General features: G+C 68.8%; 20 protein-coding genes and 1 tRNA gene. 8 read left to right on the top strand and 13 right to left on the bottom strand.

The window, feature by feature from the left end; all coding sequences use genetic code 11:
- Nucleotides 1–159 precede the first annotated feature (159 nt).
- The 8 genes from GIY23_RS00470 to GIY23_RS00435 all read right to left on the bottom strand — a co-directional run bounded on the left by GIY23_RS00470 (nucleotide 160) and on the right by GIY23_RS00435 (nucleotide 8,430).
- Nucleotides 160–1,881 carry a sodium/solute symporter gene (locus GIY23_RS00470; protein ID WP_154078499.1) on the bottom strand — a complete coding sequence of 574 codons (1,722 nt, stop codon included), beginning with the start codon at nucleotides 1,879–1,881 and terminating at the stop codon, nucleotides 160–162.
- Between the two features lie 110 nt (nucleotides 1,882–1,991).
- Entirely contained in the window at nucleotides 1,992–2,537 is a 546-nt protein-coding gene (locus GIY23_RS00465) for a hypothetical protein (protein ID WP_228717464.1), read from the bottom strand.
- 28 nt (nucleotides 2,538–2,565) lie between these two features.
- Nucleotides 2,566–3,381 (bottom strand): LytR/AlgR family response regulator transcription factor, encoded by an 816-nt coding sequence (locus GIY23_RS00460; protein WP_187351972.1) that lies wholly within the window; start codon nucleotides 3,379–3,381, stop codon nucleotides 2,566–2,568.
- A 235-nt stretch (nucleotides 3,382–3,616) separates the two neighbouring features.
- Nucleotides 3,617–4,522 carry a S49 family peptidase gene (locus GIY23_RS00455; protein ID WP_154074858.1) on the bottom strand — a complete coding sequence of 302 codons (906 nt, stop codon included), beginning with the start codon at nucleotides 4,520–4,522 and terminating at the stop codon, nucleotides 3,617–3,619.
- A gap of 192 nt (nucleotides 4,523–4,714) precedes the next feature.
- Nucleotides 4,715–5,902 (bottom strand): sensor histidine kinase, encoded by a 1,188-nt coding sequence (locus GIY23_RS00450; RefSeq protein ID WP_154078496.1) that lies wholly within the window; start codon nucleotides 5,900–5,902, stop codon nucleotides 4,715–4,717.
- 299 nt (nucleotides 5,903–6,201) lie between these two features.
- Complete coding sequence (locus GIY23_RS00445; protein ID WP_154074857.1) at nucleotides 6,202–7,053, bottom strand: Fpg/Nei family DNA glycosylase; 852 nt, start codon at nucleotides 7,051–7,053, stop codon at nucleotides 6,202–6,204.
- A 187-nt stretch (nucleotides 7,054–7,240) separates the two neighbouring features.
- The gene (locus tag GIY23_RS00440) at nucleotides 7,241–7,678 is read right to left on the bottom strand and encodes a DUF983 domain-containing protein (RefSeq protein WP_154074856.1); all 438 of its coding nucleotides are present in this window, start codon (nucleotides 7,676–7,678) and stop codon (nucleotides 7,241–7,243) included.
- 107 nt (nucleotides 7,679–7,785) lie between these two features.
- Nucleotides 7,786–8,430, bottom strand: coding sequence for an RNA polymerase sigma factor (locus GIY23_RS00435; RefSeq protein WP_154074855.1), 645 nt, complete (start codon nucleotides 8,428–8,430; stop codon nucleotides 7,786–7,788).
- Between the two features lie 269 nt (nucleotides 8,431–8,699).
- Here GIY23_RS00435 and GIY23_RS00430 point away from each other — a divergent pair.
- Nucleotides 8,700–8,771, top strand: a tRNA-Gly gene (locus GIY23_RS00430).
- A gap of 179 nt (nucleotides 8,772–8,950) precedes the next feature.
- Nucleotides 8,951–9,289 (top strand): MmcQ/YjbR family DNA-binding protein, encoded by a 339-nt coding sequence (locus tag GIY23_RS00425; protein ID WP_154074854.1) that lies wholly within the window; start codon nucleotides 8,951–8,953, stop codon nucleotides 9,287–9,289.
- A gap of 228 nt (nucleotides 9,290–9,517) precedes the next feature.
- Here the strand turns inward: GIY23_RS00425 and GIY23_RS00420 are convergent, their stop codons facing one another.
- The 4 genes from GIY23_RS00420 to GIY23_RS00405 form a co-directional block, all read right to left on the bottom strand.
- Nucleotides 9,518–9,727: a dodecin gene (locus GIY23_RS00420; protein WP_154074853.1), complete on the bottom strand. Its 210-nt coding sequence runs from the start codon at nucleotides 9,725–9,727 to the stop codon at nucleotides 9,518–9,520.
- 190 nt (nucleotides 9,728–9,917) lie between these two features.
- Entirely contained in the window at nucleotides 9,918–10,565 is a 648-nt protein-coding gene (gene msrA, locus GIY23_RS00415) for a peptide-methionine (S)-S-oxide reductase MsrA (RefSeq protein WP_154074852.1), read from the bottom strand.
- A 40-nt stretch (nucleotides 10,566–10,605) separates the two neighbouring features.
- Complete coding sequence (locus tag GIY23_RS00410) at nucleotides 10,606–11,955, bottom strand: MFS transporter (RefSeq protein ID WP_154074851.1); 1,350 nt, start codon at nucleotides 11,953–11,955, stop codon at nucleotides 10,606–10,608.
- 34 nt (nucleotides 11,956–11,989) lie between these two features.
- Nucleotides 11,990–13,180 carry a M20 metallopeptidase family protein gene (locus GIY23_RS00405; protein WP_154074850.1) on the bottom strand — a complete coding sequence of 397 codons (1,191 nt, stop codon included), beginning with the start codon at nucleotides 13,178–13,180 and terminating at the stop codon, nucleotides 11,990–11,992.
- A gap of 125 nt (nucleotides 13,181–13,305) precedes the next feature.
- Here GIY23_RS00405 and GIY23_RS00400 point away from each other — a divergent pair, with 125 nt between their 5' ends.
- Nucleotides 13,306–14,340, top strand: coding sequence for an Lrp/AsnC family transcriptional regulator (locus GIY23_RS00400; protein WP_154074849.1), 1,035 nt, complete (start codon nucleotides 13,306–13,308; stop codon nucleotides 14,338–14,340).
- A gap of 60 nt (nucleotides 14,341–14,400) precedes the next feature.
- Here GIY23_RS00400 and GIY23_RS00395 read toward each other — a convergent pair whose 3' ends face one another.
- Nucleotides 14,401–15,492 (bottom strand): acyltransferase family protein, encoded by a 1,092-nt coding sequence (locus GIY23_RS00395; protein ID WP_228717463.1) that lies wholly within the window; start codon nucleotides 15,490–15,492, stop codon nucleotides 14,401–14,403.
- Between the two features lie 219 nt (nucleotides 15,493–15,711).
- Here GIY23_RS00395 and GIY23_RS00390 point away from each other — a divergent pair, with 219 nt between their 5' ends.
- The 5 genes from GIY23_RS00390 to GIY23_RS00370 all read left to right on the top strand — a co-directional run bounded on the left by GIY23_RS00390 (nucleotide 15,712) and on the right by GIY23_RS00370 (nucleotide 20,460).
- A complete protein-coding gene (locus GIY23_RS00390) occupies nucleotides 15,712–17,040 on the top strand; it encodes a hypothetical protein (RefSeq protein WP_154074848.1) in 1,329 nt (442 codons plus the stop codon).
- Between the two features lie 206 nt (nucleotides 17,041–17,246).
- On the top strand, nucleotides 17,247–17,576 hold the full coding sequence (locus GIY23_RS00385) for a hypothetical protein (RefSeq protein ID WP_154074847.1): 330 nt from the start codon (nucleotides 17,247–17,249) through the stop codon (nucleotides 17,574–17,576).
- Between the two features lie 12 nt (nucleotides 17,577–17,588).
- Complete coding sequence (locus tag GIY23_RS00380) at nucleotides 17,589–18,161, top strand: DUF3558 domain-containing protein (protein ID WP_187351970.1); 573 nt, start codon at nucleotides 17,589–17,591, stop codon at nucleotides 18,159–18,161.
- Between the two features lie 27 nt (nucleotides 18,162–18,188).
- Nucleotides 18,189–19,529 carry a hypothetical protein gene (locus tag GIY23_RS00375; RefSeq protein WP_154074845.1) on the top strand — a complete coding sequence of 447 codons (1,341 nt, stop codon included), beginning with the start codon at nucleotides 18,189–18,191 and terminating at the stop codon, nucleotides 19,527–19,529.
- Between the two features lie 124 nt (nucleotides 19,530–19,653).
- A complete protein-coding gene (locus GIY23_RS00370) occupies nucleotides 19,654–20,460 on the top strand; it encodes an ESX secretion-associated protein EspG (RefSeq protein ID WP_154074844.1) in 807 nt (268 codons plus the stop codon).
- Nucleotides 20,461–20,587: the final 127 nt, after the last annotated feature.

Here is a 20,587-nt window from a genome sequence, read left to right as displayed (position 1 = left end):
GTCGGTAGTAGCCTCGTCACGCTACGGAGGTGGAGCCCGCTCCGGGAAGACCGGACGGGAGAATGAATTACTACGATCGAATGAACACCCGTTTCTCCTGTTGAGGCCGCACTCCGGCGCCCTGCTCCGGCGGGGTGATTCTCGGGATGTGGACGGCGGTCAGCTTCGGTGACGACCGGTGACGGCGTCCTCGTCCCCGGCACTGTCATCGACGGCCCCGAGCCGGTCGGGCGTGTGCATGCGCAGCATGATGCTCGAAACGAACGACGGCACGCGTGCGGCGGTTCCCTTGCTCACGACCCAGCTCACCAGGAACGCGAGCGGCACGGTAACCGCAGCGGGGCGCGAGGTCACCACCGAGGACCACGACTCCGGGTCGTCGTAGGCCACTCCGAGCAGCGCGGCCAGCAGCACGAGGCCGCCGCCCACGACCACACCACTCGCCGCTCCCGCGGCGGTCAGACCGCGCCACCAGATGCCGAGCACGAGCAGCGGGCAGAACGTCGATGCGGCCATCGCGAACGCCAGCCCGACCCCCTCGGCGATGTCCCCTGCGGGCAGCATCAGTGCGACTCCCACCGGAACCGCGGCCGCGAACAACGTCACCAGCCGGAAATCCACGGTCCGCGACCGCACGACGTCGGTCGAGAACACGCCGGCGATCGCGGCCAGCAGACCGGTGGAGGCCGACAGGAACGCGGCGAAGGCCCCCGCCGCCGTCACCGCCGCCAGGACGCCGCCCAGCCCTCCGCCGATCATCGCCTGCGGCAACATCAGCACCGCCGCGTCGGTCTCGCCCGTCACCAGCAACTTCGGCACGAAGAATCGGGACAGCAGCCCGAAGATCGTCGGGAACAGGTAGAAGGTGCCCAACAGCGCCAGCACGTAGAGCGTGGTCCGCCGCGCGGTGTGCCCGCTCGGGTTCGTGTAGTAGCGCACCAGGACGTGCGGCAACCCCATCGTGCCCAGGAACAACGCGGTGATCAGCGAATACGTCCCGAACAGGCCGGTCGGGCCGTCGGAGGACGGCTGCAGCCACGAGGCGTTGTCCGGGTCCGCGTCGGAGACCACCGGGACGGCCGTTCCGGCCGGGAACCGCATCTCGGTGCCCGAGGGGATCGTGTGCGTTCCCGGCGCCAGATGGACGACGCCGACACCGACGGGTCCTTCTCGGGCCCCTTCGGTGACTTCCAGCCACACGGGTTCGACGACCTGGACCCGGACCTGAGTCTCGACGCTCACCGTCGTGTCGCGTTCGAACGTGGGCGGCAGCGGGGCGTCCAGCCCTCGCCGGTACGGCGACTCGGACGCCAGGAACATCGCGATCAACGCGAATGCGGGCAGCGTGATCGCGAAGATCTTCGCCCAGTACTGAAAAGCCTGAACGAGGGTCACGGCCCGCATTCCGCCGCCGAGGACGCTCACCACGACCGAGCCGGCCACGACCACGACACCGACCCACTGCGGCCACCCACTCACCGCGGTGAACACCACGCCGGCGCCCTGCAGATGCGGCACGAGATACATCCATCCGATGAGGACGACCACCACCGTCGTCAACCACCGCAACCGCAGCGATTCCAGCCGCGCCTCGGCGAAATCCGGCAACGAGTACGCGCCGGAGCGGCGCAGCGGGGCGGCGACGAACAACAGCAGGGCCACGTATCCGGCCGCGAACCCGATCGGGAACCACAGCGCGTCCACCCCGTCCTTGAGCACCAGACCGGCGATCCCCAAGAACGACGCCGCCGACAGGTACTCGCCCGAGATCGCCGCCGCGTTGCGCTCCACCCCGACCAGTCGCCGTGCGGCCAGGAAGTCCGAGGTGGTCCGCGCCGTGCGCGCACCCCACACGCCGAGCGCGAACGTCGCGACGACCATCGCGGCGACACCAGCCAGTGTCCAGCCGACCGTCGCCGAGTGGGTGCCGAATCCACCCTCGACGGCCCACGCCCCGACGGGCCAGCCGTGCACGTCCACCGCCCGCACGCTCAGCGCTCGACCAGATTGACGAAGTCCCGCTCGTGGCGCTCGGCGATGCGGGTGCTCACGAACCCGATCCCCAGCAGGAACGGGAACGGCAGGACGCCGAGCAGCAGCCAGCTCAGGCGCACTCCGAACACGCTCGCCGCGGCGAACTCCGGCAACAGCCAGAACAGCAGCGGCAGGCCGGCCAACGCGAGCGCCGCGAGTCCGCCGAGCACCAGCGCGGTCCGGAGCTGGTTGCGAATCAGCAGCCGCACCAGGGACTCGCCGACGCCCGGTCGCTCCCCGAGGTCGACCACGGTGCGCTGAACGGGTCGAACACCGCGCCGGTCGGCGAGGACGACCCGCTTACGCCGCGGCGCCCCGGAGTCGCGCCGCAGGTTCCGCACGGCGTCGCCGAAGCGGTCCGGAACGCCGAGGCGGTCGGACAGCGAACCCCGATCCGTCCGGGACCGGTCGGCCTGCCGGTGGGAGCCGTGGCGGCCGCGAAAGGGCGGCGCGGGTCGTGCCGACTGGCTGGGCCGCGTCGGCTCGTCAGGGCTCCTGCTCACGGTCCGGCCACCGGGAGCCCGACACCGGTCACTGCGCCCCCCAGGTGTTGCGCGGCGCGCGCACCAGCCGGTCCTTGAGCTCGCGGGTGTGCCGGCGGCTGACGGGCAGTTCCTTCGGTTCCCCGCCTCCGACGAGCACGGAGTAGCCCGACGCGACCATCCGCAGCTCGCTGACCAGGCTCAGCGACACCAGGTAGGAGCGGTGGATGCGCACGAACCCGGCATCGGCCCAGCGTTCCTCCAGCTGTGCCAGCGGAATGCGCACCAGGTGCGAACCTTCCGTGGTGTGCAGCCGGGCGTAGTCGCCCTGGGCCTCGACCCAGCGCACCGACGACCGAGGCACGAGTTTCGTCGTGCCCGCCAGCTCGACGGGGATGACCTCCTCGGACTCCGGCTGCGCGGCAGCCGCCGGGGCCGCGTCCGGCTCGGCGTCGAGCGCCCTGGTGCGTTCGATCAGCCGGAGTGCACGATCGATGCGCTCGGCGTTGGCGGGTTTCATGATGTAGTCGAGCGCGCCGACTTCCCACGCCTCCAGCGCGTTCTCCTCGTGCCCGGTGATGAACACGAGGGCGGGCGGGTTCTTGAACGCGGTGAGCACGCGGGCCAGTTCCATGCCGCTGAGGCCGGGCATCGAGACGTCTGCGAACACCGCGTCCACTGTGGAGGCCTCACCGTCGCCGCCGTCGCAGCGGACCAGGCGCAGTGCCTCGGCGGCGTCGAACGCGGTGAGCACCTGCGCGACGCGGGCGTTGCGGCCCAGCTGGTACTGCATTTCGTTCAGGCCGTCCCGCTCGTCGTCGACGGCGAGAACGACGAGGCCTGCGGTGTTCTGTCGAGTACTCACGGTAAGGCCACATCTTGCCGTGCTGCGGGCTGAGTGTCCACGCCGGGTCGATCACCGTTGTGGAACCGAGAACCGGTGGATCGCCCGCGCGTACGAAGATCAGGGTGGAAAGGGTGCGGATTGATCTGCGTAGGTGGTTCCGTAGCGGAACGTGCGTAGGCGGAGAGAAAAACCGCCTTGGGGCGGCGGTACCGGACCACCGACCCCCAAGTTCCAAAACGCCTACTCAGAGGGGTCACAGGCCGAAACGCGACCACAGGGCACGGTGTTCGACGGACTCCACCGCCGCCTGCATCGCCTCGGCCGGATTCGCACCGAACCGCGTCGTGGGACCGCCGACGCCGAGCCGCGCGAGCAGCGGCTTGCGTCCCTCCACCGACACGATGTGCGCGTCGGGGAACCGTTCCTGCACGATGCTGCGCAGGGTTCCGAGCCCGTCGACGAGCCCGAGTTCCTTCGCGCGGGTACCCGTCCACACCTCACCCGAGAACAAGTCCTCGTCGGAGCCGACGAGCTTGTTCCCACGCCGCTCGCGCACCCAGTCGGTGAACTGTCCGTGCAGCTCGGACTGCATGCCCTTGAGCCACTCGACGTCCTCGGTCTTCTCCGGGCTGAACGGGTCGAGCCGCATTTTTGCGTTGCCCGCCGTGTACACGCGACGCTCGACCCCGTAGCGCTCCAGCAGCCCGTCGACGCCGAAACTCGTGGTCACCACGCCGACCGACCCGACCATCGACGTCCCGTGCGCGTACACCTCGTCGCCCGCGCACGCGAGCCAGTAGCCGCCGGAGGCCGCGACGTCCTCGCAGAACGCGACGACCGGCACGTTCTTCTCCTTGGCGAGACCGCGGATGCGGTCGGCCACCAGCGCGGACTGCGTCGGCGCTCCACCCGGCGAGTTGATCGACAACGCGACCGCAGCGAGCCGGTCGTGACCGAACGCGCGAGTCAGCGCCGATTCGACGGCCTGCAGCGAGATCACCGAGCGGCTCACCGGCGACGGCTGCGGCGTGATCACCCCGTGCAACTTCACCACGGCCACGACCGGGCCACGCTCGGTGCGTTCGGCGATCTTCGCGGGCAGCCGGGAGGAGAGCTTGTCGGTGATCAGACGGTTGAACTTCTGCGGCGCGTCGGTCATGCCTCGACGTTACCCGGCCGGCCGCCGGACGACCCCGCGCCGCCGTCGGTGCCTGTCTTTGGTCTTGTCCTGATGCCGTCAGGGCAGGTCTCGGCAAGGTGAGAGGCTCCGGCGTTCCGGTTCGTGCCGTGCAAGGCAGGAGGCCGACCTGGGGCGGTACCGGACCACCCACTTAAGTTCCACAATGCCCTCTCAGACGCCTGCCTGCGAGGCGGGCACCTCGACCTCCGGCTCGTCGAGATCCTGCGCGGGCACCGGCCGCACACCCGGCGAGAACTTCGGCACCCGCATGATCACCTTCATGCCCGCGTCCTGCTCGGTCTCGACCACGAGCCCGTAGTCATAGCCGAACGTCGCCCGCATCCGGTTGTTGATGTTTCCGAGTCCGACATGCGCGCCGGTGAGGTGGGCGTTGGCGAGTTCGTCGTCGAGCCGTTCCGGATCCATGCCGATACCGTCGTCGTCGACGCTGATCAGCGCTTCGGCGCCGTGGTCCTCGGCGATCACCGAGACCGTCCCGCCACCGGGCTTGTTCGCCAGACCGTGCCGCACCGCGTTCTCCACCAACGGCTGCAACGCGAGGAACGGCACCACGACCGGCAGCACCTCGGGCGCGATCCGCAACTGCACCTTCAGCCGGTCGGTGCCGAACCGGGCGCGCTCCAGCGTCAGATAACGGTCGATGTTGCGGATCTCGTCGGCCAGCGTCGTGTACAAGCCGCTGCTGCGGAACGAGTAGCGGGTGAAGTCGGCGAAGTCCTGCAACAGGTCGCGGGCGTACTCGGGGTCGGTACGGGTCTGCGCGGAGATCGTGTTGAGCGCGTTGTAGATGAAGTGCGGCGAGATCTGCGCCCGCAGGGCACGGACCTCGGCGTGGGCGAGGCGTTCCTTCGACTCCTGCAGCTCGGCGAGTTCCAAGTGCGTGGAGACGTGCAGGGCGACCTCCTCGGCCGCGTGCTGCAGCCGTCTGCGATCACCGCCCGCGATGATCACCAACGCCCCGCGGTTGGCCCCCTCCACCTGCAGCGGCACGATCACGGCGTGTCGCATCAGGCAGGGACGCTGGTCGCACGGCAGGTCCCCGTGCGCGACGTAGCCGGTCTTACCGGTCCGCACCACCGTCTCGATCTTGCGGCGGAGGTCCTCATAGTGCTGGTTGGCCTCGCCGTCCCAGCTCAGCAGGGTGCCGTCGACGTCGACGACCCCGACGGCCACACAGGACAGCAGCGCGCGCAGGTGCGGGGCGACCTTGTCCGCCGACTCCTCGGTCAGGCCCTCTCGCAGGTGCGGAGCCGCAGTCGTCACCCGGTGCAGCGCGGCCAGGGTCGCGTCCTCCACCGAGGTACTCACCCGACGCGCCCGGCACAGCAGCAAGAACATCCCGAGTACGGCGAGCGCTGCGAGCGTGGTCAGCACCGTCCGCTCGGTCAACAGCTCCAGCACCCGGCCATGATCCCCGGAGTGCACTGGGAGAATCAAGAGAATCACCCCGGGTGATCGACAAACGGTTCACCCGTTCGGAGCCGTGCGGGGCGGTACTGGTCGTGCCGAGGCACACCGCCCCCGGCTGGTTCTCACCTCGGGATGGGCGAGGACAGCGTCGAGCTGGTGCAGGACGCCACTCGGCGATCCCGCAAGCCGGCCGCGAGAACCGCCGTCCCCGTACGCCTGCCAGGCCGCTACTTGAGCAGCCGGGACAGCCGCCGGTCCGCGAGCGGCTTGCCGCCGGTCTGGCAGGTCGCGCAGTACTGCAACGACCGTTCGCTGAACGAGACCTCGCGGACCACGTCGCCGCACACCGGGCACGGCAGGCCGACACGACCGTGCACCCGCATTCCCGTGCGCTTCTCGGCCTTCAGCCGGGCGGCGTCCTGGCCGACGGAGCGCCGCACCGCGTCGTCGAGGATCTCCCGCACGGACTCGTGCAGACGCCGCACCGTGTCGTCGTCGAGCTTTCCCGCGACCGCGAACGGGGAGAGCCGCGCCGCGTGCAGGATCTCGTCGGAGTAGGCGTTGCCGATCCCGGCAAGCATCGACTGGCTGGTCAGCACCGTCTTGATCCGCTCGGTCCGGCCGTCGAGGATCGCCGCGAACGTGTCCGGGTCGACGGTCGAGGCGTCCGGACCGAGTTTCGCGATGCCCGGCACCTCTGCCGGACCCGCCACGATCCACACGGCGAGTTTCTTCTGCGTCCCCGCTTCGGTGAGGTCGAAGCCGGGCCCGCCGAGGTGCACGCGCATCCCGATCGGCCCGCGTCCCTGCTTCGGCGGGGCCGGCGCGAGTTCGTCGGACCACCGGAGCCATCCCGCCCGGGCGAGGTGCACGACGAGGTGCAGCCCGGCGCACTCCATGTCGAGGTACTTGCCGTGCCGCGCCACGTCCGTGACCTGCCGCCCGTGCAGCTCGGTCCACGACGGGCTGACGGTCTTGAGGACGCTGAGCGAGGCGACGTCGACCCTGCTCACCTCGCGACCGCGGGCGTACGTACGCAGATGCTGCGCCAACGCCTCGACCTCGGGAAGTTCCGGCACGCTTCCAGTGTGCCGGAAGGAGCGAGAGGGCGTGCGGGTTACGGGCTCGTCGAACACAGCGCGTGGAGAGGTCTTCTACCACCTTCGCACAGCAACCACCGGCGGGTTCTCAGCCGCGAGCTGAGGTTCCGCTACTCAACCACCTCAGCAGATCACTCCGCGATTCCTCTTTCCGATGGGCGCGGAGCTATTCGACGGGTTGGAGTGGGCCGTTGACGTCCGGTTCGGCGTAGACCTCGATGTTGCGGGCGACGCGAGCCGCCTCTCCGCGCACGTGGAACGCACCGCGCACGACGCCGACCCAGCGCTCGGGCGGGTGGTCTTCGGAGTCACCGGGAGTCTCGGCCATGACCGTCCACGGGCGCCGCAGCAGCCAGCGGACCGGGAAGAACAGCACCAGGACCAGCAGTGCGAGGACCACCCAGAACGGCACGATCACCTCGGGCGGCGTCCACGCGACGAACAGCACCACCAGGAACAGCAGGATCCCGCCCATCACGATGCCGGGCGCGGGACCGCCGCTGACCTCGTGCTCGAACTCGTCGGCGGCGATCGGGTTCGACCACTCGAGGTTCGCCTTCACTTGCCACATTCGACCGTCGGAACCGCGGACCACCCGGTTCATCCTCGCCTCACCCCTTGCGGGCCGTCGCTCGTCGCGCTTGAGTCCGCGCGGGCCACCGCGCGTGGACTCACGGTACCGCGCGCGGCATCGACTCTTCGGGTGAAGATTCAGTAGTCGACTGACGAGGCGCGACCGGCCCGGCAGGTTGGGGCGGCCGGACGGCGCGGCTCGTGTGGCTTCGGTGTCGACGACGCCTGCAGATACGCCTCCCGGAGACCGCGCCGCGCCCGGTGCGCGAGCACCGCCGTCGCGTTCGGTGTCAGCCCCATGTCCTGCGCGATACTGCCGGGGCGGTGTCCTTCGACCTCCATCCGCCACAGCACTTCGCGCCATCTCGCGGGCAGCAGCGTGAAGGCACGGGCGAGCAGTTCGCGCTCGGCCTGCGTGCTCTGGTGGTCGGCCTGGTGGCCTGCTCGCTCACCGAGTTCGTCGTTGTGCATCGGCTGGGCACGACGCTCGGAACTCCATTCGGCGAGCACCCGGCGCACGACCGTGAGCAGGTAGGTGCGCACGTAGTCGCGCGGGCCGTGCCCGGCGCGCACCGCCCGCAGGACACGGAGGAAGACCTCCGCGACGGCGTCGTCGGCGTCGACGCCCGGTCGCCGCGTCCCGAGCACGAAACGACGCACGGCAGGCGCGTGTCTGCGGTACAGCTCGTCGTAAGCGGTGTCGTCGCCCGCGCGGAGACGGTTCAGCAACCGAGCGTCCACGTTCTCGGGCAACTCGGTGCCGTCGACCACGTCGTCGTGCATCGCATCCTCCCCCGGATCCGGATCCGATGGTGCACAGCGAATCCGGCTCGCGTCCCCCGACCATGCCGCACATCACTCTACAGAGCTGTGACCTGCGTAGATGACCTTGACGTCCGCGGTCACGGACGGTTCTCCACCAGGCCCCCGCGTATCGCTCGACACGGTGAGAGCGCGGTCGCCGCGAGTCGACGACACCCCGTCGAACGCCGGACGGGCGATGGGTTAAAGTAGTGGGCGCCGGACGGAAACGGCCGGTGACACGCAACAGTGCGGATGTAGCGCAGCGGTAGCGCATCACCTTGCCAAGGTGAGGGTCGCGGGTTCGAATCCCGTCATCCGCTCCGAGAGTGCATTGGGGAACTGTCCTTGGTGCCCGTAGGGCACGGTCATACGTGCCCAGCCGCAGCAAAGTGAGAGTCTCCGGCGTTCCAGTTCGCGCCTCGCAAGGCAGGCCGGTGACCATGGTCCCGGCGGCTGTCTTGTGTTTGCCCGCAGGGGCACGGCGGTGGATGCTTCCGGTATGAGCAGCCCGGCAGACCTGCGCGAGATCGCACTGTCCCTGCCCGACACCTCGGAGAAGGCTGCCTGGGGCATGCCGACCTTCCGAGTCCGGGGCAAGATCTTCGCGTCGCTGAGCGACCCCCACGGGCCCGGCGTGAAGATCAGCCCGGAGGAACGCGCCGAACTCGTCGCCGCGGAGCCGGAGAAGTTCACCTGGACCACGCACGACGAGAAGTTCGGGTTCATGCGGCTCCGACTCGACGCCCTCGACCGCGAAGAACTCGCCGAGATCCTCACCGACGCCTGGCGCCGCGCCGCCCCGAAGACCCTGGTGCGCGGCTTCGACGCAGAGGACTGAACCCTCTGAGGGTGCGCGGGTTGAGGGCTACGGTGCAGGCACACTGCGCCGCCAGCTTTCCCGCCCGCCGACGCAGACCAGCCACCGGCGGGTTCTCAGCTCGTGGCTGGCGAGGACAGCGTCGACGTGGTGTAGGTCGCTACTCGATGTCGACGATCCCGCAGCCAGCCGCGGGCTGAGGTTCCGCTACGGAACCACCAACGCAGCACAACCTGTAGACCTGTGACATCACTCATCCAGCCGGAAGCCGACCTTCATCCCGACCTGGATGTGCGCCACCTCGCCGTTCTCGACGTGACCGCGCACCTCGGTCACCTCGAACCAGTCGACCTCACGCAACGTCTGCGACGCTCGCTTCACACCCTTCTTGATCGCGTCGTCCACTCCGCTCGACGACGTTCCGACGACCTCGGTCACGCGATACACGTTGTCAGCCATCCCTGGATGATCGACCCGACCTCGCGAGCCCGCAATCGGACGGCCTCGCCCCAGCCCCAGCGGAATCTTGGAACCTGGGCAGGTGGTCCGGTACCGCTCGCCGTGCCGTGGCGGGTCATATGCGAGGCGTGCCCTACGGCACAAACGCCACACCCCTCAGCGTCACCCGGCGGCACGAACCACGCGCGGATCAGGTGGGCAGGCCGACCGGGCACGCGACGCCGGTGCCCGCGATGCCGCAGTAGCCCTGCGGGTTCTTGGCGTCGGAGAGGTACTGCTGGTGGTAGTCCTCGGCGTAGTAGAAGTCCTGCAGCAGCGCGATCTCGGTGGTGATCGGGCCGTGGCCCGCGTCGGCCAGCGCAGCCTGGTACTGCACCCGGCTCGCTTCGGCGACCTCCCGCTGGGCGTCGTCGGTGAAGTAGATCGCCGAGCGGTACTGGCTGCCGCGGTCGTTGCCCTGGCGCAGGCCCTGCGTCGGGTCGTGGTTCTCCCAGAAGACCTTGAGCAGCTGCGAGTAGCCGATCACCTCGGGGTCGAAGACGACCAGCACGACCTCGGCGTGGCCGGTCCGGCCACTGCACACCTCTTCGTACGTCGGGTTGGGCGTGTAGCCGCCCGCGTAGCCGACGGCCGTGGAGTACACGCCGTTGACGCGCCAGAACGTGCGTTCGGCGCCCCAGAAACAGCCCATGCCGACGACCGCCACGCCCGTCCCCTCGGGGAACGGGGCGACGATCCTGCGGTCGGGCAGCTCCGCGTGGTACTCGGAGGTGCGCATCGGCTCGGCACGCCCCGGGAGGGCTTCGCCAGGATCGATCATGCGGCTCTGTCCGAACATGCCCCGAGGATACGCCTCGATCACGCGCGGTCGAGCGCGCTCACGCGCCTTCCCTGCTCGTGGCGGGCTCGGCGCCGTCCTTCTGCTCGGCCACCTCCGACGCACCGCCGGACGAGACCTCCCGGTACAGCAGCGCCGCGATCAGCGACACGACGGCGGTGCCTGCGAGGTAGTAACCGGGAGAGATCGGGTTCCCGGTGGCTTCCACCAGGTAGGCGAAGATCAACGGAGTGAAGCCGCCGAAGATCGACACCCCGACGCTGTAGACCACGGACAGCCCGCTGTAGCGGACCCGGGTGGGGAACGCGTCGGCGAGCGTGATCGCCAGCGCGCCGGTCAGCGGCGAGAGCACCACCGCCAGCACGATGTAGCCGATCATCGTCGCCAGGAATGTGGCCTGCTGGAACAGCGCGAACACCGGCACCGCACAGATCACCATCAGCAGCGGCGAGATCACCAAGAGCGGCTTGCGCCTGCCCCACCGGTCGGACAACAGGGCCCAGACCGGGATGAGTGCGCACAGCAGCACCATTCCCGTGAGCATTCCGGTGAACATCTGCGCCGACGACATGCCCAGTTCCTCGACGAGGTAAGCGGGCAGGAACGCCTGGATCATGTACGTCGAGGTCGTGCCGGTGATCAGCAGACCCATCACCTTGAGCATGCTCAGCCAATAGTCCCGCAGCACTTCCCGCAGCGGCGCTTCTGCGGTGTGGGACTCCTGCTTGTCCTGCGTGAACTGCGGTGTCTCGTCCAGCTTCAGCCGCAGGTAGAACCCGATGACACCCAGCGGCAGGGTGACGATGAACGGCACTCGCCACCCCCACGCGTTCAGGTCGGCCTCGGTGAGCACGCTGCTGAGACCGGCACCGACCGCCGCGGCCATGAACCCGCCGACGAACTGTGTGAAGAACTGCCAGCTCGCGTACAGCCCCCGGCGGTTCGACGGTGCGTACTCCACCATGAACGCCGTCGCACCGCCGAATTCCCCGCCCGCCGAGAACCCTTGGACGACGCGGGCGAGCACCAGCATGATCGGGGCGACGATCCCGAGCGTCTCGTACGAGGGCAGGATGCCGATCACGAACGTCGCCGCCGACATTCCGAGTATGGAGACGGCGAGCGTGCCGCGACGGCCCATCCGGTCGCCGAAGTGACCGAACACGAGCGCCCCCACGGGGCGCGCGATGAACGAGACACCGAAGGCGGCGAACGTCGGGATCAGCGATCCGCCGTCCCCGCCGGGGAAGAAGTTCATCGCGATCGCGGCGGCGAAGAACCCGTAGAGGGCGAACTCGAACCACTCGATGAAGTTGCCGATGGAGGCGGCGACGACCGCCTTGCGCCGGCTCCGCAGCGGCACGGTCGACGCGGACTGAGGTGCATTCATGCGCTGGTGCTCCTTGCGATCTCGACCAGGACGCTCAGGACTGGGTGCGGGCGAGAGCCAGTTCGGCGTAGAGCGCGGCACCGTCGGCGAGGACGGCGTCGTCGTAACGGGCGAGCGGCGAATGGTTGTAGGGGGCGCGTTCGGGGTCGATGTCCTCGGGCACGGCTCCGAGCCCGACGAAGCTGCCCGGCACCGCGTCGAGCACGCGGGAGAAGTCCTCGGAGCCGGTCAGCGGGTTGGTCAGCGACTGATGACGCTGCGGGCCGAAGAGCTCTTCGATCGTCCGGGTCGCGAACGCGGTCTCGTCGGCGTCGGTGACGGTGGGCGGGTAGCCGGGGATGTGGTCGACCTCGACGCCGACTCCGTGTGCGGCGGCGATGCCGTGCAGAACCTCGGGGATCAGGTTCGCGGCGCGGTCCCTCGCGGTTTGCGTGAAGGTCCGCACCGTCGCCGAGAACGTCGCCGTGTCCGGGATGACGTTGTTGGTCGCGCCCGCGTGCAGCGAGCCGACGGAGATGACCACCGGGTCGAAGACGTCGAAGCGGCGGGTCACCAGGGTTTGCATGGCGGTCACCATGGCGCTGACGGCGGTCACCGGGTCCCGCGCGAAATGGGGCGCCGAGCCGTGACCGCCCGAGCCGAGGACGGTCACCCGCACCTCGTCTGCGGCGGCGAGCATCTCGCCTGCGCGGGTGACGAAGCTTCCCTGCGGCACTTGGGACGAAAAGGCGTGCATCCCGTAGGCCGCGTCGACGCGCTTCCCGGCGGCGTCGAGCACGCCCTCGTCGACCATGACCTGCGCGCCGTCCCAGCCTTCCTCACCGGGCTGGAACATCAGCACCACGTCGCCGCCGAGCCGGTCGCGGTGCTGGGCGAGCAGTCGCGCGGCGCCGACGAGCATCGTGGTGTGCAGGTCGTGGCCGCAGGCGTGCATCGTGTCGTCGACGCGGGAGGTGTAGTCCACTCCGGTGTTCTCCTGGACCGGAAGGGCGTCCATGTCGCCACGCAGGAGCACCGTCGGGCCGTCGCCGTTGCCGCGCAGCACACCGGTGACCGACGTGGTTCCGGTTCCCGTGCTCAGCTCCAGTCCGAGCCCGTCGATCGCGTCGAGGACCTTCTCCTGGGTGCGGGGAAGGTGCAGGCCGATCTCGGGTTCGCGATGCAACGCATGTCGCAGAACGCTCAGATCCCCGTGCAGTTGCTGGGCATCTTCGAGAACGGACATCAACGACCTCCCGGTTCGCCGGACATTCACGCGTTGGCAAGTGGGGCGAAGTGTGCGAGCGTGAAACCCGCTCTTCGGCGAAATCGAGAGATTCGTGCACGAAGAGCCGCCGCAGGAGGTGTTTCGTGAGCCCCACCCTCGACGAACACGATCTCGCGCTCCTGCACGCCCTGCAAATCGCGCCGCGCGGCAACTGGGTGGACCTGGCGCGGGTACTCGGGTCGACACCGACGACCCTGGCGTCCCGGTGGGCGCGGCTGCGCTCGACGGGCCGGGCGTGGGTGACCGTGCATCCCGCGCGACGCCTGACCAACGTTCTCGTCGCGTTCACCGAACTCGACGTCGAGCCGTCCCGTCGGGCGGAGGCCGTCGAGCGGCTGTGCGCGGACCCGCGCGCGATCACCGTGGAGGAGACCGCGAACGACTGCGACCTGATCGTCACGTCGATGGTCAACGACCACGACGAACTCACCCGGTTCCGGCTCGACGTTCTACCTCGGATTCCAGGTGTGCAGCGGCTCAACACCTCTGTGGCCACCCGGGTTCATTGGGAGGGCAGCCGCTGGCGCCTCGACGCGCTGGACGCGACACAACAGGCCGAGCTGCACCGGATCACACGGCGGGAGACGAATCCGGCACCGGCGACCGTGCCCGACGCGTACTGGCCGCTGATCGAGGGGCTCACCCACGACGGCAGGCGCAGCGCGGCGGATCTCGCCCGCATCACCGGTCGGCAGGAGGCGACGGTCCGCCGCCAGCTCGGCAAGCTGCTGTCCACGGACCTGCTCGCCTTCCGATGCGAGGTCGCTCAGATTCGTTCCCGCTGGCCACTCGTGTGCACGTGGTTCGTCGCGGTGCCGCAGGCGGAACTCGAACGCACGGTCCGGTCGTTGACGACGTTGCCGGAACTACGCATGTGCTTCTCTGTCGCAGGCACCGAACAGTTGGTGTTCCAGGCGATGGCTCACTCTCCGGAAGACCTGATGCGCCTGGAACGCGGGTTCGTCGAGAAGCTGCCGTGGATGACTCCGGTGAAGAGCATCCTCACGCTGCGCATGCCGAAACGGATGGGGTGGATCCTGGACGAGGAAGGCAAGTCCACCGGCCAGGTGGTCGTCCCCAGCATCACTCACGAGTTCATGCCGGGCACCGAGGCGTGAAGAGCTGGCGTCAGCCGAGCACCACCGGGCAGGCGTGAGCCTTTTTGGTGGCTATAGCAACTAAAAGGGCTCACGCCGGTTCTGCGGTTTCGGGGTGACGTAGTGCCGCAGTCGCATCGTCGGTTCCTCGACGAACGCCCACGACAGCGCACCGAGGACGTAGGCGATCGACGCCGCGCACGCGAGCATGAGCCATTCGTTCCGCACTCCGGCCATCGCCAGCAGTTGCTGCACGAGGAATCCCCACACGTACACGCCGTAGCTGCCGTTGACCCACGTGCCGGACACCTGGATCCGGGCGGGCCAGTAGTGCGCGGCGACGATCACTGCGTAGCTGACGACGAAGGTCATCAGGAACGAGCCCGCTTCGGTGTTCGGCATCGCGGCGAAGGCGGCGATCCCGAATACGGCGGCGGTCGGCGACAGCGGGACCGGGTACAGGTTCAGCACCACCCCGAGCGCGAACGCGACGAGGAACGCGATCAGTGACTCGACCGGAACGCTCAGCAGCGAGCCCGCGTCCTCGGTCCCTGCGACGTGGTCGAGCCTGCGGTCCACGGCGACGAGCGCGAGCAGCGCGACCAGCGACAGCCACCGCCACCGTGCTTTCGCGACGCCGAGGATCAGCAGTGTGAACAGTCCCGCGTACGCGATCAGTTCCATCGGCAACGTCCACAGTGAACCGTTCACCGCTGCCGGCCACGGATTGTCGAGGAACACTCCGGGCAGGTCGTGTTGCAGCGTGAGCATTCCCGCGTTGTTGAGGACGTAGCCCCAGGTGTCGCGGTCGGCGAAGTACTCGGAGGTGGGCCGCGCGGTCACCAGCGGCCCGACGATCAGTGCCGCGGCGAGGGACACGGTCAGCATCGGCGGCCACAACCGCAGCGTTCGCTTCACCGCGAAGCGTCCCGCGTGCGGGTCGCGGAGCCAGCTCTCGGTGACCTGGAAGCCGCTCATCGCGAAGAATCCCATGAGCAGGCCGTCGTCGAGCTGCACCGGCCATTCGGGAGGGATCAACTCTCCGTTGCCGACCAGTGGCGAGCTGTGACCGTAGATGACGAGCAGCGCGCCGATCATGCGCAACCACGCGAAGCCGTGTCCGACGGGGGCGAAACGGTGTGGTTCGTGGTGCACCACCCTCGCGTCGCGCACCGACGCACCCCCTCGAATCTGGCTGACCCTCCCCCGGCGCGGCACAGACTAACGGGTGCCGCGCCGCGTATGGGAAGCTTCATCCGCGCTCGGACCAGCAGTGGCGGACGGCCGTCCCGGATCGTTACCGCGTTCTGCCCCGGGACCGGGTGCCCGCGGTGCAGAATGGCGGGCGGTCGCAGTTGGGGTGCGACCGCGAAATCCGGAAAGGGCGAATCGGTGACCTGGCAAGACGAGCTGCAACAACTCGACGCCGACCTCGCAGCCGGCCGTATCTCGGCGGAGGACTACCGCGCCCGCCGGGACGCGGTGATGGGGCGGGCGCAAGCAACGCAGCAGGGCATGCAGCAGCAGCCGCCGTCCGGGGGTTTTCCGCAGCCGGGCCCGGAGTCGGGCGGATTCCCACAGCAAGACCCGCAGTCCGGGGGTTTCCCGCAGCAGAGCCCGCAGTCCGGCGGGTTCCCGCAACAGAACCCGCAGTCGGGCGGATTCCCGCAGCAAGGCCCGCAGGCCACCGGATTCCCGCAACAGGACCAGCAGGGCGGGCAGGCGCAGAGCCCGTTCCCGCCCGCGTTCAACTGGGGACAGGCGGCGAACCAGGGCGCGCAGTCACCGGCGGATGCCAACAGCACGCAGATCGTCAACGTCCGAGGCCAGCAAGCACAGCAACCTCAGCAGCAGTTCCCGCAGCAACAGGAGTGGCCGCAGCAGCCGAACGCGTGGGGCCGGCCTCAGCAGCAGGGCTGGGGTGCCGGTGCCGCGAGCACGAGCGCTCCGTGGGACGACCCGAACGAGCCGACGCACGGCGACACGAGCTGGATGCGTCAGGGTCCGGAAGTGTTCGAAACCTCGTCAGGGGCAGGAAAGGGCAAGTGGATCGGCCTCTCACTGGGGGCGGTCCTGTTGGTCGGCGTCGCCGTGGCGGGCGTGTTCTACTTCACGACCTCGTCCGGTTCGCAGGAGCCGCCGCAGGCGCAGCAGACCGAGGCTCCTGCCGAGCCCCCGGCACCTCCGCCGCCGCCACCGCCGCCCCCGACTCCGGAGCTGCCGGAGCCACCGGCACCGAAGCCCGCTCCCGCCGCAGCGGGGCCGGAGGCATTGGTGCCTCCGCCGCCGGGCCCGCCGCACCCGTTCAACGGTCTGATCGACCGTCCGGGCCTGGAGGGTCCACGGGGCGGGCTGCTGCCTCCGGACGTGAAGGACTTCGCGCTGCAGAACGGTTTCGTGGACGGCTGGTTCCACGGCACCGACGGCACCGAGCCGAAGACGACCCTGATCGCGATCCGGATGCCGGACGAGAACGGGGCGCGGGCGCTGACGGAGAAGTACCTGCAGGGCCAGGCCGGACTCGCCGAGGTCGAGGACCTGTCGTTCAAGGGCGTTCCGGTGGTGAGCACCGGCGGCGGCATCGTGCGCACGGCGTACACGAGCCACAACTGGACCGTGATCGTCGACGTGAGCAGCCCGGACGCCCTCGCTTCGCGCGACCTGTTCCAGCAGATCCTGACCGGTCAGCTCGGGCAGTCCCCACCCACCGTCCGCGACTGACGCGCTCGACCGAGTCGGCGCGGTCCACGTGGGCAATGCTCACTATTACTACTGCGTGACGTTCGGTCGGTGCAGGCTGCCGGCAGCCGGGAACCGGCGGAACTGTGGTCCATGCCACAGTGATTTCTCGCCAAACCCGACACGCGCGAGCAACCCGGCATGCAGGATGATCACGGGATCTGCGGACACAGGAGGATGGGGACCCCATGACCGGATTCGGACTCGACCCCGACGCACTCGAAGCCGCCATCAAGCGGCTGGAAGACGCGCGAAGCGAACTTCAGTCGTTGGTGCGACAGGCGACGCTCGTTGAGCCACATGAGCTCGTCGCGCAGGACGAAACCACCAAGCGTGCCTACAAGGCGTTTGTCGACCAAGCGTCGGGTGATCAACCGGGCAGCCTACGGAGCAACGCTTTCGCGATTCGTGATGAGCTCGATGCGAAGATCAAGCAGTACCAAGCCTCACTCGAGGAATACCGCCGAGCAGAGGACAGCGCAACAATCGACGCGGGTCGCGTCAACCGAGAGGCGTGAAGACGGATGAAGATGCGGCTCAAGAGCTGCGCCCTGGTCGCGAGCGCGACTGTATTGACGGCAGGGTGCGCGGCGGGAGGCTCTGGCTCTCCCGAGGCACAGCAACAGCCGCCTGAACGTCCCGGCAACAGCATCTCGGTGTCCAACCCCAAGAACGCAGCCGGACCGGAAGTCTGCCAGTTGCTCCCCCCGGATGCGGCCGCACAAGTAGGCGTCGAGCCGAACGGCGAGGTCGACGACAAGAACATCAACCCGGACGCGCCTGACACGTGTGCGTGGGAGAGCAGCGACGGCTCGTTGTCCGTGTCGTTTGCGCCCGTCGAGGGGCGGTCGCTGCAGGCCTACTACGACACGAAAAACCAGTACCAAACCTACGAAGAGTTCGAAATCTCCGGTCATCCCGCCGTGATCGCCACGAAAGACGACACCATGAACGGCAGTTGCGACGTCTGGGTGGCGACCAAGCCTGACCAGGTCGTCGGGTCAACGGTCTTCCTACCCAGTGAGGACAGCGGCGAGGTCGATCCGTGCGAGGTCAACAAGAAGATGTTCGAACTGTCGATGCCGTCGTGGCCTGCGGCCTGACGGCGATCTCAGGGGGTTACAACAGAAATGACCATGGTTCCCTGCTACCAGAGCCAGTCGCGGCAGTACCGGCACGAGATGGGCGGTGCCGCTGACGCCGGGCATCTGCCTTCGGCCTCCGGCAACGGTGTCGAGGTGTGGCACAACGCGGAGAAGGCTTTCGGCGACATCTGGAGCGAGATCGAGGGCTCGATGCGCGCAGCCGAAGCCGCGCACGAAGGGCGCGCCGCCGATGCGGCCACCGCCTCGATGCAGAAGATGCGTCCGAACTTCGACGGTGCGAAGGCGAACTGCCAGGCCACCGCCACCGGACTCGACCAGCAGACGGGCTTTCAGAAGGAAGCGTTCATGGCGATTCCCAAGCAGGGTGAGTCGCTGGAGAACGGGCGTCCGGTGCAGATCGACCCGCCGCAGAAAGGCTGGGTCGAGGACTGGGGTCTGGACGACAACGCGCTGACCGGGTGGATGTCGGACTACGAGGAACGCCAGGAAGACTTCACCGCGACCAACGACCGCGCGGTCATGGCGATGGAGCGCTACGACTCCCAGACGCAAGGCGTCATCGACGGTCTTCCCCGTGAAGGGCAGCCTCCGCCACCGCCGCCTCCCCAGCAGTCGAACAACACCTATCAGTCCGCCGACAGCCAGTTCGGCAACTCGACGATGAGCACACCGAGCACTCCGGCGTCGTCGTCGTCCTCGTGGGCCTCGTCCACGCCGACCGCGGCTCCCACCGCATCAGCGCCCTCGTCGGGTGGTGTGCCCGCAGGCAGCGGTTCCGCATGGGCTTCCTCGCCTGCTCCGGCGCCCTCGACCGGACTTCCGCCGGGAACCGTCCGTGGCCCCGACGGCACGTTGTACCGCCAGGACCCGAAAACCGGGCAATGGATGCGGCAGAACCCGTACAACGGGCGTTGGGCCGTCGCCCCGAAGGGTCCCGGAGGCGTCGGCGGCGGAGCCGGTGGCGCGGGCGCGCGCGGCGGTATGCCCGGCGCGGGCAGCGGCATGGGCGCTCGCGGTGGCATGGCAGGAGGCGTCGGCGGCGGAGCCGGTGCCGCCGGCGGCTCGGGCGGCGGTAGTCAGCTCGGCGCCGGTGGACGCGCCGGGACCGGCATGCCCGGCTCCGGTGGCGGCGGCGCTGCCGGAGGTGCAGCGGCAGGGGGAGCCGGCGGCGCAGGCGGAGCGCGCGGCGGTGCGGGCGGCGCCATGGGCGGTGCCGGAGCTCGCGGCGCCGGTGGCGGCCAGGGCGACGAGCAAGAGCACGACCGCCCCAGCTGGCTCCTCGAAAACGACGACGTGTTCACCAACGACATGAAGAAGGTGGCGCCACCGGTGTTCGGCGCCCCTGACGAAGAACAGGGTCGCTGAGGGGCCTGGTAGGACCGGCTGTCGTGGTGATCGCTCAGCGGAACCGCTGAGCGATCACCACGGACGACCACCGGCGGGCCACCCGCCCACCCAGCAGGCCTTTTGAAAGGAACTCGCAGAGAACATGGCCGGGGGAGAAATCACGTTGTCGCCGCACGCGGCGATGTTCCTCAGTGAACGGATGGACCTCGTCCCGCACCCGATGCTGCGGGTCGGACGTCTACCGGTGAGCGCCACCGAAGAGGACAGGCTCGCCGCCACCGACGAAGGGCGCAACCACCTTCGTTCGATCGGGCTCATGGATCACAACGATCTCGAACCCGTCGTGGAGGACGCCTGGTACGCGCTGTCCCGGCCACCACTCGCGGTGGGTCTCGCGACACACTCGAGTCGCGGGCCCTCCTACAACGCCGTGTTCGTCGACCAAGGGCGAACCGTCCTGCGCGCCAGGCAAGCCGACGCCGACGACACCGAAGACATCGAGAACATCGTGCTGAGCCGGAACAATCGCGTCGGGCTGGCCAGCAACGTCACCGACACGATCGGCGACCTGGCGCCGGGACGAGGCGCGTCCGTCAGCGTCCCGAACGAGCAGATCGAACAAGCCCGACGTCGCGCGGCCTCCGGAAGCGGTATGCAACAAGCGTTCAGCGCGGCCCGAATCTCCCGCAACGACGCACAAACGCTCACCGACGCGCTGAGCAACCAGCGCACCACCGAAGGCGTCGTCACCGTCCGCGCGTACGACGAACGCGTGCGGCGCGTGCACAAGCTGCCCTACAACGTGCAGTACTTCAGCAACGACACCGGCAGCTACACGATGGAGAAGAAAGCCGGGCGCGACGGGCGCGAATGGTTCACCCTCGCCCCCACCGACAGCCGTAAGCTCGCAGCCAAGGTCGATGAGATGGTCAACGAACTCCGCCGCTGACAAGACACGACGCTGCTGAGAGTAGGTCTGGCTTGGTGGTCGGGTAGCGGAACCTCAGCGCCCTCCTCGCTGCGGGATCGGTTTCTCGAGTAGCCACCTACGCTGCGAAACCGCTGTCCTCGCGAGG

The organism is Allosaccharopolyspora coralli (assembly GCF_009664835.1).
Lineage (GTDB): Bacteria > Actinomycetota > Actinomycetes > Mycobacteriales > Pseudonocardiaceae > Allosaccharopolyspora > Allosaccharopolyspora coralli.
This window is presented reverse-complemented; position numbering and strand designations above follow the sequence as displayed.